This is a genomic window from Halalkalibacter hemicellulosilyticusJCM 9152 (genome assembly GCF_000513115.1).
Classification (GTDB): Bacteria; Bacillota; Bacilli; order Bacillales; family Bacillaceae_D; genus Halalkalibacter; species Halalkalibacter hemicellulosilyticus.
In genome coordinates this window covers 77490-92914 of record NZ_BAUU01000006.1, presented here as the reverse complement: position 1 = coordinate 92914, position 15425 = coordinate 77490, and the positions used below count along the sequence as shown (strand labels likewise).

Here is a 15425-nt window from a genome sequence, read left to right as displayed (position 1 = left end):
CTCGGAAACGATTAACTCGTCTCCAGAATGGTAGTTAATAACGATATCTACAGAGCTCCATTCTTAGGAGCAGTAGGAATATAATCAGCAGAGTAATACCCATTTTCATCTAAAGTCATCTCATAGACTTCTTCAGAACCCGCCACTTGATACGTAACGGACGGATCCTCATCGTTAACTACTTTCGCTCGTAAGACAACAGACGAGCCTGTTATATATGTACCTGTCGTAGGGGAAACAACATACATAAATGGCTCATGATCCGCAACAATATAACTCTCATTACGATTGTAAACACTTTCATTTATATCTTCACGAAATGCTGAGTATTCATCTTCATAAAACTGTACAAAGTCAGGTAATAACTCATGATCTCCACCTAAATCCCCATTCACATCACGATACGGAACAAATATATTATTAGGCCACCCAAAGTTAGCCCACGTTAGCATGTAGGATATGTTTCGCGCATCTTCATCTGCTTTTATCGCATTTAACACACGTGTATACCAATCTAACGCATCACCCGTTTGACTCATCCCTTCAGCGCTGTATCCAAATTCAGTAAAGGCTGATACCTTCCCTCTTTCCTCTGCTAATTTCGAGATCATCGCTAAATCTTTTACCATTCCAGATAACCAAGCGTCTGACCCCGCATTTGACTTACTATCATAATTATCAATACCTAAGATATCGACATAATTATCACCTGGGTACGTTTCTAAATATCGATCTAGATCGCCAGCAGGACCCGCACCAGGGGAGAATCCATATAAAAAGTTATGAACACCCTTTGCATCTCTTAAGTATTCGACTGTATATCGAAAAATCGCTTTGTATTGCTCAGGAGTTGTTGTGCTCGCACCCCACCAAAACCACGAACCTGTTTGCTCATGGAATGGACGGAAGATAACCGGAATAGGCTCTCCATTATCATCAACTAATTCATGTGCTAGGGCAGCAATATTATCTAGCCAAGCGTTAAATTCATTGTGCTTGGAGCCACCTGGCAATATTTCTTGAACGACGTTACCATCCGTATCGCCATAGTAATGACCGGTAACAAAGTTATCCGGATGCATACTTAATGTGATGATCCCTCCTAATTCATGTGCCACTTTCATCGATTCTGCTGTATTTAAAATTCGTTGCTCTTGACTTTCCACATCTGTACCTGGCTTTTCACGACCATCCAAGCTGTTCGTATCCCACCCAAAACAGCTGGATAATCACCTACTGCATTCTTCACCTCCGACTCAGTTGAACCAATTCGATTTCCTTCACCTGTCAGAGTCAACCCTTCATCTGTTGCATGCTGTTGCCCGAACAACACTTGCTCACCACTCACGTCTTGAAGAAACGCAAACAATTCCTTCGTATAGCGTGTCGCATTCGGATCAGATAAATTTAGCACTCTCTCATTAGTAGAAGCGCTTTCAGAAAATGCCGTTGATGTCGTAGGTAACAACAATAGTAAGGCCAATAGTACAAGTACACACTTTCTTAATATATCCACAACAAAACCTCCTCCATAATTTATCTAATGTACAAACACCTTCCAAATGTAAGCGCTTGATAAAAACTATTATACTTAAATTAATTTATAATTCAATATTTTTTTACTTAATTATTTATATTTTATTAAGTATAAAATAAACAAAACAATAAAAAAAGTGATGATTCCTCCATTAAAAACGTTCATTTTCTTAATTATCTTTTATTCAGCAAAAGTAAAAACGAACTTAGAAAATAATATATTAACTTATCGTTTAGGTTCTAGGATATGAAAAAGTGCTTCAAAGTATATATTCTTGAAGCACCTTGCAATTATTATACTAGCCTTTTCCTCATATACAAATAAGCGAATCCTCCCAACAAAATCATCGCCGAACCAAGCAACAGTAACATATACAGATTAGTAGATGTCTTAGGTAAAACTTTACCTGAGCTCTCATTAGACGATTCTCCAGTCGCTTGTTTCTCACCATTGTCAGGAGACTTTTCTTGAAGACGATCCTCATCTCCGTTTACTTCTTCTTCATTTTCTAGTTGACCACCTCCATTACCTGGTGGGTCTTCTTCGTTACCCGATTGGTCTCCTCCATTGACTGGAGGCTCTTCTTCGTTACTAGGTTGGTCTCCTTCATCACCTGGGGGTTCTTCCTCGTTACTAGGTTGATCTTCTTCATTTCCTGGCGGTTCTTCCTCGTTACTAGGTTGATCTTCTTCATTTCCTGGCGGTTCTTCCTCGTTACTAGGTTGATCTTCTTCATTTCCTGGCGGCTCTTCTTCAACAACCTGACTAGAAATCATAGCAAAATAAGTAACAAACACCTGCTCCTGACCACCTTGATGTTGTACAGTCAATTGGTAAGCATTTGTTAAATCAATATTTGAGAACAAATAGGTGCGACCACCTTCATCACTGGAAGCAACCGCTTCTCCATCCTTTTGACTGACTAGCTCAACTTGAGTTGTTTCTTCTCGTCGTGTCACTTCAAGATCAATCGTTCCATCCTCGTCGACATTCATATAAATAGAATCAACGTAATCTGCTAGCTCCTCACTTATATCGGCTAATTGCAGCTCATATTGACCAGCTTCTAATTGCTTTTTACTCAAAAACTCAGTGATTGCCTCATCCAAACGTTCATAAGCTTCGGCAATTTCCGGTCTAGTCGCTGCAAGATTACTCGATACTCGCCCTGCTTGTTCCATTGCACTTTGTAAGTTTTCTTGCACATCATGGTCCGCATCAAATTGACCATTTGCTGTGCCAATTTCTGCTGTTTCATTAAAGGCTTCAGCTAATAAGAATAACTCTTCTAATTCATTTAGCTGACTCACATTAAAGCTCAAATAAACCTCTTTTTCCACACCTTCATCGCTATACCTTAAAAAGGTTAATCCTTGCCAAACACTGTCGTCTGCATTCGCATGCCTAACACTCGCTTGATACCAGATAATTTCTTCTGTTTCTTTACGTACAAATGGTATTGGGGCAACAAACGTTTCTCTAACCTCACCATTAGCAGGAGCCATTGATGAACGAATATCTAAATCATCAGACATTCCTACTACAGGAATATTCACCCAAGCTTGGTGAGTTCCAAATTGTTCTAATATAGCTACCTCTTCACCAAAGTCTCCAGTGTGTTCAGACAATGCTGCATCTTCCTCCATTGAATCTAATACGATAAAACGTAAAGTGCCTGTCTCAAAGTACTGATCTCTCTTCACAGAATCCATAGCTACTTGCAAATTATTAGACACAGCTTCAACTTCAGCTTGTGACGCACTTGGATCATTAACGACATTTTTAGCATTCGTTAATCGATTATTGATTTGAGACGTACTATACGTATGCTCGCCATCAGAGATCACATTAGGAATGAATGTGCCACTCGGTGGGATCGCTTCAAATAGCGCCTCTGCTTCAGCGATCAAATCGATTAATGATGTTTTGTCAGCTTCAACTTCAATCGGAAGTGTGCTCGTATCAATTTCTAGTTGCACATTATACCAATAATCATACACTCCACCAGGAAATCCAGGGACACCTTCCATATACACATGAATTAAGATATCTGGTGCCTTTGTTACCTCTTCCAACTCATACCGAACGACATAATTTCCATTCTCGTCAGCTTGATCAACTAAACTCGGCTCCACTTCCTGATAACCATCCATACCGGTTATATCAGCACCAGAAATCGTTGCCTTCGGATAGCCTGGTAGCCTGAAGCCAATATAAGGAATATACCCTTCATTTTCAGCCGTTATCTCATGCTCGAAGAAAATTTGCTCCGCTTCCACAATAAATCTGCCTGTATTCTCGACGTATAAATACCCATGCGCAGCAGATGTTTCTGATGATCCATCCTTTAAATATCGGTAGTCTGCTTCATATACTCCATCTGGTAAGTCGCTTTTCTCAGCGTATGTAGTCGCTACTCCGGGAAGTAGTTGTGAAATGAGCAGCATCACAATTATAAAACTAGCAAATGACTTTTGCTTCAATGTGCTCCCTCTCCTTATAAAAAGTGTCATTGAAAAATGAGCGATATGATAGAGGGTGTTGACCTTTTGAAACACCCTCTCGTGCAATGAACAAAGCTACACCTTTAAATATCTTGAGAGGTGCAACTCCCTCCTCTCAAGATACCTAGCAGACATTGCTATCTCTGCTCATTACTTCTCATTAAATTATAGCCATTCAATAAAGAGCGTCATAAAACCACTATGCGGTCCTGCATTTACATATAATTGAATTTCTAAGTTGTCCAAATTGGCGATATCAAATGTAAATTGAACATTTCCATCTCCATCAACAGCACGATCAGCTGCAACAAAGCTACTTCCGTCCCAAACTAATAAATCACCTAAAATCGTAGCATCCTCTAACGTAATTGTTACCGTTGAACCACCATTAAATATTGCATCTCCAACAATAAATGAACTAGCATGAGCTGAATAATTCTCATTATCATCTAAAAATTGATAATTGTATGATGCTGCAGAGCTAGGAGTCGCTAGAGCTAAAGTCAATAAAAGCATCACAAAAAACAAGGCAACAGCATTCTTCATAGATACGGTAGATTTAATCATTTACAAACATCCCTTTCGATTTTAAGATTAATTTTTCATACGTCTTAAATAACTAAAGCTTGGACATTGATTAACCACAACGAACCTAACACAAACCTTGTTCATACAGGTGGGCTTCTCAAATGACTGATCTCCTTTCTTTTATGTGACCATTGCAGATAAACCATCAATGATAATGAAAATTATTATCAATTAATGTTGGTTAAAAAAGCGAGCTGAAAGCACGCTTTAAACGTTAATGAAAATCATTATCATTATAACTTTAAAAAAATAGCCTTTCTGCATTGGAAAGGTATCTTGCTGTTGAAATCTATAATCCTTTCAAAAATAAAATACCATTAATACCCATTGGTGTCAATAGAAAGTGTCGTTATTTATCTACACTCATACACCTCTAACAAACTGAAGCTCCTTTGCCCCAGGTAATACTTGATCTCCCCTAATTAATGACCCATCAATATCAATGATTTCATCTATGCTCCTCCTATCCTTGTATATATTTTAATAAAATGACATATAGTAACTGTTGATTTCATCCGTAAAAAAGGAGTGTTTCGATGAAAAATAACATTTCAAGTACACAAACTCAAAATTCAATTTCACAAGCACAGCAATCAATTGAGCATGCTCATCACGCAATTAGACAGGCACAATCACACCCTAATCCCGAAACGATTGAACACGCTCAAAACTCATTAGCGAAGGCTGAGCATTCAGTACAGCAGGCTGCCAATATTGATAATGAAGCCGCTTACCAACTTCTTCGCGAAGACCTAGCTCAGGAAATCGAAGCCCTGCAGCAGCTAAAGTCTCATTAAGAAAAGCATGAAACGAGCAAAGCCTATCGCCACCTGGATTGGGCGTCTTCATTAATAGTGAAAAAAGGTATGAGTGGCGTTACAATCTCATACCTTTTACCCTTCCTTATGTTGTCAACACTTCAATTGGGAAGCCAATAAATAACCCTGTTTCAATAACGCCTGGAATCGCTTTAATATCTCGCTCATATGTAACAGGTATTTCATCAAAATGAACATCTAAAATCAAGTTTCCCGCTTCTGTAATAACAGGTCCATCTTTACCAACAGCCATCCGTAACGTAATCTCAGTCGCATCTAATCCTTCAAGCTCTGTTTCAACTAAGTGTAGAGCACGTGGATCAACCTCAACTGGGACTGGGAATTTCTCCCCTAACCTCGATACAAACTTAGATTGATCGACTAATATGTAATTTTCCGTACAAGCCTTCATCACAATTTTCTCAGCAAACATCGCTCCTCCGCGACCTTTAATCAGGCTTTTCTTTGGATCAACCTCATCTGCACCATCAAAAGACCAATCTGGACGAGCATTAAGAAGTGTTGTCGTTGGCAAGCCTAATGTCGAACATGCCATCGACACTTCTTGCGAGGTTGGAATTCCAACAACATTCAGCTTTTCCTCGCGAACCTTTTTACTTATCGCTTGTAATGCTAAAAAGAAGTTGAGCCTGAACCAATTCCGATTACGTCGCCTTCCTTTACACGTTCTGCGACCTTATCGGCAACCTTTTGCTTCGCTTCCAAGTTCGAAATTTTGGCTGACCATTGAAGCTGAGTCGCTAATTTATTTTCCCAAATCACTGTAATCCCTCATTTCACGTCTTGTTATACGTACAACTTACAAATAGTATAACACAATTAGCATAGAGGAAAGCGTTCACTCGATAAATTCTTCTTTGAGTTTTGCCTACACCCTCTATGCTTTTCCCACATGTCTCCCTCGAATTTTATACTTTCTTATTTGCGGATAGTCGTAGTAATGAAAGAACTAATCAACATATTAAAGAATTCCTATTAACATCATTTGTAATTGAAATGACGGACAGATATGATAGTTTGAGGTTATCACAATTTAATATGTAGCCCTTAATCATTGAAAAGAAAGGAAAATAATAATGGATTGGAATGACAATTACTTAGAACGAGAAAAAACTAAACTCTTAACTAAAATTGGTTGTTTATTTGGTGTAGTCATTTTAGGTCTATTGGCTATTTTAGTAGTAGTTTGGTATATCTCAAATACTCAAGAAACACAGTTAAAGGTAAGCCATTCTCCAAACAATATAAACTCAATCGAAATTGTTAAGAAAAACGATTTTCCCGACCCTACCCTTAGAATTAATTACGATAATAGGAGTATTATGAAAACAAAAATACCAGACAAAATATCTGTCGAATGGGAAGATGATTATAAAGCTATCGTCATCCTCACAAAGAAAGGAAGAGAAACAGATATTGTTAATATAGAGTTTGCGGTAAATCCAAACACAGAGGAATAAACCATAAACAAATTTAAGAATAAGAAGACTAATTCACAGGAACCCCTCATTTGTTAGGGTTTCCTCTAATTTTGTTTCATGATCAACAATAAACTTTAACAGAGCCTATTTTTTAAAAAGTTCAAGGGCACAGAAAACATGTTGATGTTTATCTACATATATTTCGTTCTGTCTGAATAGGCATGACAATCGCTAATATACTAAGAAAAAGCAGCATAAAGGGGGACATACGATGAATACTCGAATCGAAAAGGATACAATTGGTGAAATCTCCGTACAAGCGGATAAATATTGGAAGTCCCAAACACAAAGGAGTTTAGAAAATTTTAATATCGGTAGTGAAATGATGCCACTTGAACTCATTTATGCTTACTCGATTGTTAAGGAAAGTGCAGCACAAGTCAACCATTCACTAGGATTACTAACAAAAGAAAAAATGAAAGCAATCTGTGACGTAACGACTAAAATACGAGCAGGAGAGCTTGATGAGCATTTCCCATTAAAGGTGTGGCAAACAGGTAGTGGGACTCAAACGAACATGAACGTCAATGAAGTCATCTCCTATTGTGGGAATGAATGGTTAAAGCAGCAGGGATACAATGAATCCATTCATGCTAATGATGATGTTAACCAATCACAAAGCTCAAACGATACCTTTCCAACAGCGATGCACATTGCAATCTATACGAAAATTCAACAACAGTTACTCCCAGAATTAGAAAGGTTCAAGCAAACACTTTCCAAGCAAGCAAAAGCCTTTCAATCACTGATTAAAATCGGACGCACGCATTTGCAAGATGCTACACCGTTAACACTCGGACAAGAAATTAGCGGCTGGCATCGGATGGTGGAAAAAGACGCGCATATGATTCAAACAAGTTCTAAAAGCTTACTCGAGCTTGCTATTGGCGGAACGGCTGTCGGAACAGGAATCAATGCACACCAAACGTTTGGCGAAAAAGTAGCTGAACGCATTGCGACTACCTCGGGGTACGATTTCCAAACAGCCATAAATAAATTCCAAGCCTTAACGAGCCACGATGAGCTTGTTTACACTCACGGTGCACTTAAGGCTCTAGCAACAGACTTAATGAAAATAGCCAATGACGTCAGATGGCTTGCCAGTGGACCACGCTCAGGAATTGGCGAGATTACGATTCCAGCAAATGAACCAGGAAGCTCCATTATGCCTGGGAAAGTCAATCCTACGCAAAGCGAGGCACTTACTATGATCGTTTGCCAAGTAATGGGCAATGATGCCGCGATTAGCTTCGCTGCGAGTCAAGGGAACTTTGAGCTTAATGTATTTAAACCAGTCATTGCTTACAACATGCTACAATCCATTCAGCTATTGAGCGATGGCCTGCGCTCCTTTCATGACAAATGTCTCATAGGAATAAAACCGAATGAGGAAAGAATAAAAGAATTGGTCGATCAGTCTCTCATGCTCGTAACAGCACTCAATCCACATATTGGTTATGAAAACGCAGCAACGATTGCAAAACTAGCCCATACCGAAGGACTATCATTGAAAGAAGCCGCGATTAAAAGCGGACACCTTACAGCTAAGCAATATGATCAATACGTCAATCCTGAAAAAATGGTCTAAGAAAAACGCGATAGCGTCTTTTTCTTAATACAAAGAGGGAATCCTCATTCCGCTAAATCGGGGAACCTATGCTTCCTGAGAAAAAAAGGATTCCTCATTCCGCTATATGAGCTAAATGAGTCCAAAAGGAGCCATAAAAGCCAACATAGAGGAATCAGGAACCGTAAAAACATGAAAAATTGAAATAGCGGAAAAATAGAGGAATGAGGAACCGCGTACAGCACGCGATCTATACGGCAAGGCTATAACTTCGCCTCCACCACACTCGTATCACGCTCAAACGCATTCTCTTCAATTTCAAACCCAAGGTCACGAACCATGTCATAATCCGCAAGGTTCGGCTGCCCTTGCGTTGTTAAATAATCACCAACAAAGATTGAATTAGCAATGAACAGACCCATCGACTGCAATGAACGCAGATTGACCTCACGTCCACCTGAGATTCGTATTTCCTTCGTAGGATTTATAAAGCGAAACAGTGCCAAAATTTTCAAGCATTGCATCGGAGTAAGCTCATCTTTATTAGCAAACTTTGTCCCTTCAATTGCATGAAGGAAGTTAACCGGTATGCTATCAGCATCCAATTCCCTTAACGCAAAAGCCATATCAACAATGTCCTCATCTGTCTCACCCATCCCACAAATCACACCAGAGCACGGGGAGATTCCGTGTTTTTTCATCGTTTCCAACGTTTCAACACGTTGATCGTATGTATGTGTTGTGACAACTTCACTATGATAACGCTCACTCGTATTAATATTATGATTGTAACGATCGACACCACTTTGCTTAAGCTTAATTGTCTGATCTTCGGTAGCTAAGCCTAAACAAGCACAAATTTTCAAATGGGGGTGTTCTCTCTTAATTTCCTCAACTGCACCCGATATCCGATCGACTTCTCGATTCGTCGGTCTTCTCCCGCTCATCACAATACAGTAGGTTCCTATTTTTCCACGGGCAGCTGTTTTAGCCCCTTCTACAATCGTTTCTTCATCGACGAGGGCATATGTATCACAATCACTCGTTGCTTTAAACGACTGCGAACAATACCCACAATCTTCAGGACAAAGACCGCTTTTGGCATTTAAAATCATATTCAATTTTACTTTTTTTCCATAGTAATAATGTCGAATACGATACGCCTCATGAACAAGCGCGATAACTTCTGTATCAGACGTTCTTAAAACAGATAACGCTTCTTCTTTTGTTAACAAATATCCATTAATAATTTTTTCAGAAATTTGACTCCAACGCATAAAAAACCTCCTATTGTTAACCTTAGATTCATTATAAGTTAACAATAAGAGAAGTGGAAGAGTCTTTGTTAAATCAACATAGTCATAATCTCCAAAAACCCGATTATTTATTTAATATTTTTACGAAATGATTCAATTGATCTAATGTTGTTAGGTTCTCATTACATTTGAAGCTATCTGCGCAAATATAATTACCTCTATTTGTATATGTTTCTTTTCCGGACTTCACTTTAGCCATAAACAAACCAACATCTTCATTTCCATGACACAATGCACAAATTCCCTTTGCACTCTTCTTAAAAGATCCTTGAATCCCGATTAATGTTCCATCGTTGTCTATAATAAGGAATTTTCTTTCCGAACGAATATCATACCAACCTAAGTACGATAAATTCCTAAAGTCGATCTCTTTAAGAGAAGGCATTTTCAATTTTTTTACTTTAGGAAAGAGTTTAGTTATCGTCTTTTCATTGATCGCTTTAAATGGAACGACATCATTCTTCAGTTCAAGCAAAAAACGCTCTACTTGCTTATCCTCTTCAATATGCATCATTTTATTTAATACAGCCTTTTGTTCTTCATTCATATTTGATATTTGAGAAAAGACTTTATCACGAGTACTATATTTCAAAGCGTTAAGAACTTCTTTATCCTTCGTTATTGAATAAGCATAGACGAGATTTTTCAATTGAAATTTAATATAATTGTATTGGTCATTTTTTAGAAAAGGTACATTCTCTTCTACTGAATTTATCATTTCTGGTCAGCTCCTTATAATTTATTGAAAGGGATGGTAAAAAATAAGGCAAAGCTGTTTATCAGAAATATAATTAGGCGATCCGATCCTTCACCTCATACAAATAATCGCCCCTCTAATAACAACTTTGCATGAGGCACTACAAAAATCTGGCGGGAGATGAACCATTTGCACCATTTGATATCACCACCTTTAGGAATTCCCACATCTAATATGGGACAAAACTATTCTTTATACAGCAACCCCTTTACGAGCGAACGTAAGTGAGGTTCGTTCTCATCATGCCTCTTCACTTGATTACGAAAGATGAAATCCTCAGGCTTCACCGCCAGCTTTGCCACAGGGGACACTGGATTCTCTGACACCCATTCTGCCTTTGCTCCACCTCGAACAAAGGAATCACTCGGCAATACATAAATCGTCCCTTCTCTCCATAGCGTTCCCGACCAATCACGATTAAGTGAAAAATAGTAGTATCGTTTATTCTTTGTTACAATACAAAGGTTTTTTAAAGCCCCATCATATTCCAACCGATTAACAACCGCAAAGAACAACGACCAAAGGCCATCTGATGAAGCAAATACAGCTGTAACCGGCTTACCGTTATACAATGTTTGTTGTCTCGGTTCAAACATCGAAATGTTCGCATAATTCGATCCGTGAACGAGGCACCCTTTCTCGACAATGAGATAATGGAGAAGGAGGTACAACGGATAAGGGCCGTTGTATCTCTCCAACTGATTCTTTCGTAATTGATCGTAAGCATCTTCAAAGTTATGACGCATATCGTTTGTAAAAGGAAGATACACCATTGTAGAAAAAGATAGACGATCTAATAGCCATTGTTGCAGCTTTTCTTTCATCATCCTCTCACCCTCTATGAAATGATCTTCTGTTCCGTCCTATGCTGCATTTGATACATTTGATAATACTTTCCCTTCCGTTCTAATAGCTCTTCATGCCGTCCTCTTTCAACAATTTCTCCTTGGTCTAGTACGAGAATTTGATCGGCTTGTCGAATCGTTGATAGGCGGTGAGCGATTATAAATGTCGTACGCCCTTCTTTTACAACATTTAAGGCCTGTTGGATAAGCGCTTCTGTTTCTGTATCAATATTAGCGGTAGCCTCATCTAAAATAAGGATCGCTGGATTATACGCAAGAGCCCGCGCAAAGGATATAAGCTGCCGTTCGCCCGCTGATAAGGTGCTCCCTTTTTCTAATACAGGCTCATCATAACTGTTTGGCAACTGCTCAATGAATCGATCTGCGCCAACATCCTTTAAGGCTTGGAGAACGTGATCTCTTGAAATAGCTGGATTATCTAAGCTCACGTTAGAGGCTATCGTACCCGAGAATAAAAATGGATCTTGTAAAACAATTCCCATATGCTTACGTAACTGCTGTTTGGACATCGTTTGAATCGGTGTATCGTCAATTGAAATGATTCCTCGTTCTACATCATAATAACGGAACAATAAATTCATAATCGAGCTTTTTCCAGACCCTGTATGACCGACTAAAGCAACCGTTTCTCCCTTCTTCGCTTCAAAGCTAATATCTCTTAGCACATCCTGCTCTCCGTCATACGAAAAGCTAACTTGGTCAAATTTTACATAACCCTCGTAACGAGCAATTGAATCATCAACGACATCTTCACCCTTTTCATCAAGTAGCTCGAACACGCGAGCGGATGCAACACGCGCCTGCTCTAACTGGGCCAACTGATTAACGATATCCGTTACTGGATGAAATAATCGGTTTAAATAATCAACGAAAGCATATAACAATCCGATTGATACAATCCCAGCGGCTGTCATCGATTGACCCCCAAAATACCAAATCAGTGCAACAAATGTGACATTTCGCAACACATTAACTAAGTTATGAGACGTCAAGGCGTTTAAGCTTAAGAGCTTATTCTCATATGTGAAATGTTCTTTATTCAACTGTTCGAATTCTGCGGTCATTTGCTTCTGCCGACGAAACGCGCGAATAATTGGCATGCCTTGAATCGTTTCATTAATCATTCCATTAATCTCACTTATCTTTGTCCTAATAAGGTAATTATACTTTGCAGCGAGCTTACGATATACGATGACCCAAACGATTATAATAGGCACAACCGCTAACGTAACCAAAGCAAGATACACATCTAAAATAAATAAAGCAACGAAAATTCCGATCATATAAATACCACTTGTAACAAAAGAAGCTAATACTTTCACATACAGCTCACGAATCGCTTCTGTATCGTTCGTCACCCTTGAAACGATGCGTCCTGCAGGCTGATTATCAAAATACGTAATTGGCAATCTTTGAATATGTTCAAAGACATCTGTACGCATTTTTTGAATAATTCGATTCGCTGCTTTTTGTAATAACAATGACTTTCCGTATTGAAAGAAAGCCGCAAAGATAAGTAAAGCGACATAGACAGCTAATAACACGATGATCGGTCTTATTTCAGGCTGGTAAAATTGAATTAACGTTGCCGTTGCTAGCTGCTCTGCTTCATAACTAACTTGCTCATTGCCACTACGTATCGTAACGACACTTCCTTCGACCACCCTCTCCCCATCAAACATGAGGTGCTCTTCGATGGCATAGAAGGAGCGCCCTACTTGTAAGAGCTGCAGCTTACCTTCACCTACTACATCCTCGTCTGATACGTAGGAGCTACGCTTGTATAGATTCCCCTCATACATAACCGTTTGCTCTGTTTCTTCTGCTACCTCAAACCACGGCTCCTCAATCCCCATAATATGATCATCTATTACTTTCTTGGCAATAAAGGGGCCGACCAGCTCAGCTGTAACAGCGACCGTAAGTAGTACTAACGCTACTAGAATCGTCTTTTTAAATGAAAGAGCATAGGCGACGAGGCGCTTCCCTACTTTTTGTTGTGATTTCATTAGCTCACCTCCCCGTAAGAATCATTAGCCTGCTGGCGATCATATTGTTCTTTGTACCAGCCACCAAGCGCCAATAATTGCTCATGTGTCCCTTCTTCAATCACTTGACCTTCATCTAGTACGATAATCCAATCTGCATGCTCTATTGCTGACAGACGATGTGTCGTAATAAAGGTCGTTTTCCCTTTCCGAACAGAGCGAATATTCTCGATCATTTTCGCCTCTGTCTTTCCATCGACTGCTGACATCGCATCATCTAATAGAAGAATTTCAGGATCTTGAATGAGAGCACGCGCAATCGATAATCGTTGCTTTTGCCCTCCAGAAAGAGCCACTCCTTTCTCACCAACCAATGTCTCAAGCCCCTTTGGCAACTGATGCACCTGGTCAAATACAGCTAAACGTAACGCTTCCTCGATCTCACTTTCGGAAACATGTTCTTTTCCGAACATTAAATTCTCACGAATCGAACGGGAGAAGAGGATTTGCTCTTGCGGAACATAACCAACCCAAGAGAGCAAACGGTCTAGTGGGATTTGATCAATAGCCACGCCCGAAATCGTAATCTCTCCTTCACCAAGTGGGTATTCGCGAATGAGCTGTTTGATTAATGTCGACTTCCCACTTCCTGTCTTTCCAACAATACCGACCGTCTCTCCTCTTTCAACTGTAAAGTTCACATCCTTCAATTGTTTACGTTCTGTTGAAGGATAACGAAAGGAAACATGCGAAAATTCAATTGTATGAGGTAATGGAACATCCACAGTTTGTTGACTATCCTTCACATCAGGTTCATATGCTAACGTCTCATTCACACGATCTAATGACGCACTTCCCCGCTGCAATATGTTAATCAATTCACCGATGGCGAACATCGGCCAAATGAGCATGCCTAAATAAATATTAAAGCTCACAAGCTGACCGAGAGTAATAGCTTGTTGAAACACAAGGTAAGCACCGTAGCCTAAGCCAATCACATAGCTGAAGCCGACTAATATTTTGATCGTTGGCTCAAACAACGAGTCCACACGAGCAACGTCGATATTTTTAGAGTAAACGTGCTCGGTTTGCTGCTGGAATCGTTTCTCATCCGCTCGCTCCTGTACGTAGGCGCGAATAACACGAACTCCGGCAATCGATTCTAATACTTGATCATTCAAATCACCAAATGCACCTTGAGCCGCTGTAAATCGTTGGTGTATCATCTTGCCATAATAGCGAATTGCTAAAGCCATAAGCGGCAACGGTATAAGTGCTGCTAACGTAAGCTGCCAGCTAATCGTAAAGCCCATAACAGCAATAATAATCATCATAAACACGGTCGAATCAATTAACGTTAAAATCCCGAATCCTGCCGTTAACGAAATCGCCTTCAAGTCGTTTGTCGCACGAGCCATTAAATCACCTGTTCGATTTCTTTCAAAGAAACGAGGCGTCATGAAGAGAAAATGACGCATTAAACGAAATCGAAGCAAGCGCTCCAGCACAAATGCTCCACCAAACAGCTGATACATCCAGACATACGTGATTAAATAACTGGCCACAATGAGCCCTCCATAGAAGAGTAAAAGCTCACGTAATCGTTCCGGAGTTAGCTGGCGAAACTGAATATCATCAATCGCCATCTCAATAATTTTCGGTGGAATAACATCGAGCACACTGACAATAAGTAAAAGAATAATCGCGATCGTATAGCGTTTCCAATATTTCTTGAAAAACCAACCTAGTTTAAATAAAATCGTAAACATGACCTACCCCGCCCTTCTCATCCACATTCCCTGTCTTTTTTCACACAAAAAAATACCGCACACGAATGCACGGTATCTAATCATACTACCTATAGATAAGGTGCAGCTACATACGTAACCACACCGATTTTGCTCCTAAAAAAGTAGCTTCTTATCCGACCGGTAGGGTTACATTTCTATTTCGTTTTCTTCTACGACGATTCACGTTATCCA

At 39.5% G+C, this 15425-nt stretch carries 14 protein-coding genes and 1 pseudogene; 4 read left to right on the top strand and 11 right to left on the bottom strand.

What is annotated here, in order from left to right:
• Positions 1-47: 47 nt before the first annotated feature.
• The 4 genes from JCM9152_RS21255 to JCM9152_RS04925 form a co-directional block, all read right to left on the bottom strand.
• Positions 48-1196, bottom strand: coding sequence for a glycoside hydrolase family 26 protein (locus JCM9152_RS21255; RefSeq protein ID WP_052015594.1), 1149 nt, complete (start codon positions 1194-1196; stop codon positions 48-50).
• Positions 1139-1516, bottom strand: a complete 378-nt coding sequence (locus tag JCM9152_RS23640; RefSeq protein ID WP_052015593.1) for a glycosyl hydrolase — start codon at positions 1514-1516, stop codon at positions 1139-1141. Before JCM9152_RS23640 ends, JCM9152_RS21255 begins: the two co-directional genes overlap by 58 nt.
• Before the next feature lie 314 nt (positions 1517-1830).
• Positions 1831-4020, bottom strand: coding sequence for an NEAT domain-containing protein (locus JCM9152_RS21245; protein WP_052015591.1), 2190 nt, complete (start codon positions 4018-4020; stop codon positions 1831-1833).
• Between the two features lie 186 nt (positions 4021-4206).
• Positions 4207-4608 carry a hypothetical protein gene (locus tag JCM9152_RS04925; protein WP_035341601.1) on the bottom strand — a complete coding sequence of 134 codons (402 nt, stop codon included), beginning with the start codon at positions 4606-4608 and terminating at the stop codon, positions 4207-4209.
• 557 nt (positions 4609-5165) lie between these two features.
• On the opposite strand from JCM9152_RS04925, the gene JCM9152_RS04920 reads away from it, so the two are divergent.
• Positions 5166-5426: a hypothetical protein gene (locus JCM9152_RS04920; protein WP_035341599.1), complete on the top strand. Its 261-nt coding sequence runs from the start codon at positions 5166-5168 to the stop codon at positions 5424-5426.
• A gap of 106 nt (positions 5427-5532) precedes the next feature.
• Here JCM9152_RS04920 and rpiA read toward each other — a convergent pair whose 3' ends face one another.
• Positions 5533-6027, bottom strand: a complete 495-nt coding sequence (gene rpiA / locus JCM9152_RS04915) for a ribose 5-phosphate isomerase A (protein WP_235715629.1) — start codon at positions 6025-6027, stop codon at positions 5533-5535.
• Between the two features lie 53 nt (positions 6028-6080).
• Positions 6081-6230 (bottom strand): hypothetical protein, encoded by a 150-nt coding sequence (locus JCM9152_RS23140; RefSeq protein ID WP_235715626.1) that lies wholly within the window; start codon positions 6228-6230, stop codon positions 6081-6083.
• A 153-nt stretch (positions 6231-6383) separates the two neighbouring features.
• Here JCM9152_RS23140 and JCM9152_RS21745 point away from each other — a divergent pair.
• From JCM9152_RS21745 to fumC, 3 genes and pseudogenes are all read left to right on the top strand, one after another.
• Positions 6384-6512 (top strand): annotated as a pseudogene (locus tag JCM9152_RS21745) (IS1595 family transposase); the annotation flags it as partial.
• A gap of 32 nt (positions 6513-6544) precedes the next feature.
• Complete coding sequence (locus JCM9152_RS04910) at positions 6545-6928, top strand: hypothetical protein (protein WP_035341597.1); 384 nt, start codon at positions 6545-6547, stop codon at positions 6926-6928.
• 232 nt (positions 6929-7160) lie between these two features.
• Positions 7161-8537 carry a class II fumarate hydratase gene (fumC, locus tag JCM9152_RS04905; RefSeq protein ID WP_035341595.1) on the top strand — a complete coding sequence of 459 codons (1377 nt, stop codon included), beginning with the start codon at positions 7161-7163 and terminating at the stop codon, positions 8535-8537.
• Between the two features lie 242 nt (positions 8538-8779).
• Here fumC and bioB read toward each other — a convergent pair whose 3' ends face one another.
• The 5 genes from bioB to JCM9152_RS04880 form a co-directional block, all read right to left on the bottom strand.
• Positions 8780-9793, bottom strand: coding sequence for a biotin synthase BioB (gene bioB / locus JCM9152_RS04900; protein WP_035341593.1), 1014 nt, complete (start codon positions 9791-9793; stop codon positions 8780-8782).
• Between the two features lie 103 nt (positions 9794-9896).
• Entirely contained in the window at positions 9897-10550 is a 654-nt protein-coding gene (locus tag JCM9152_RS04895) for a FusB/FusC family EF-G-binding protein (RefSeq protein WP_035341591.1), read from the bottom strand.
• A gap of 224 nt (positions 10551-10774) precedes the next feature.
• A complete protein-coding gene (locus JCM9152_RS21240; RefSeq protein WP_052015589.1) occupies positions 10775-11416 on the bottom strand; it encodes a hypothetical protein in 642 nt (213 codons plus the stop codon).
• Between the two features lie 11 nt (positions 11417-11427).
• The gene (locus JCM9152_RS04885; RefSeq protein WP_035341589.1) at positions 11428-13464 is read right to left on the bottom strand and encodes an ABC transporter ATP-binding protein; all 2037 of its coding nucleotides are present in this window, start codon (positions 13462-13464) and stop codon (positions 11428-11430) included.
• Positions 13464-15212 (bottom strand): ABC transporter ATP-binding protein, encoded by a 1749-nt coding sequence (locus JCM9152_RS04880; protein ID WP_035341587.1) that lies wholly within the window; start codon positions 15210-15212, stop codon positions 13464-13466. Before JCM9152_RS04880 ends, JCM9152_RS04885 begins: the two co-directional genes overlap by 1 nt.
• Positions 15213-15425 lie beyond the last annotated feature (213 nt).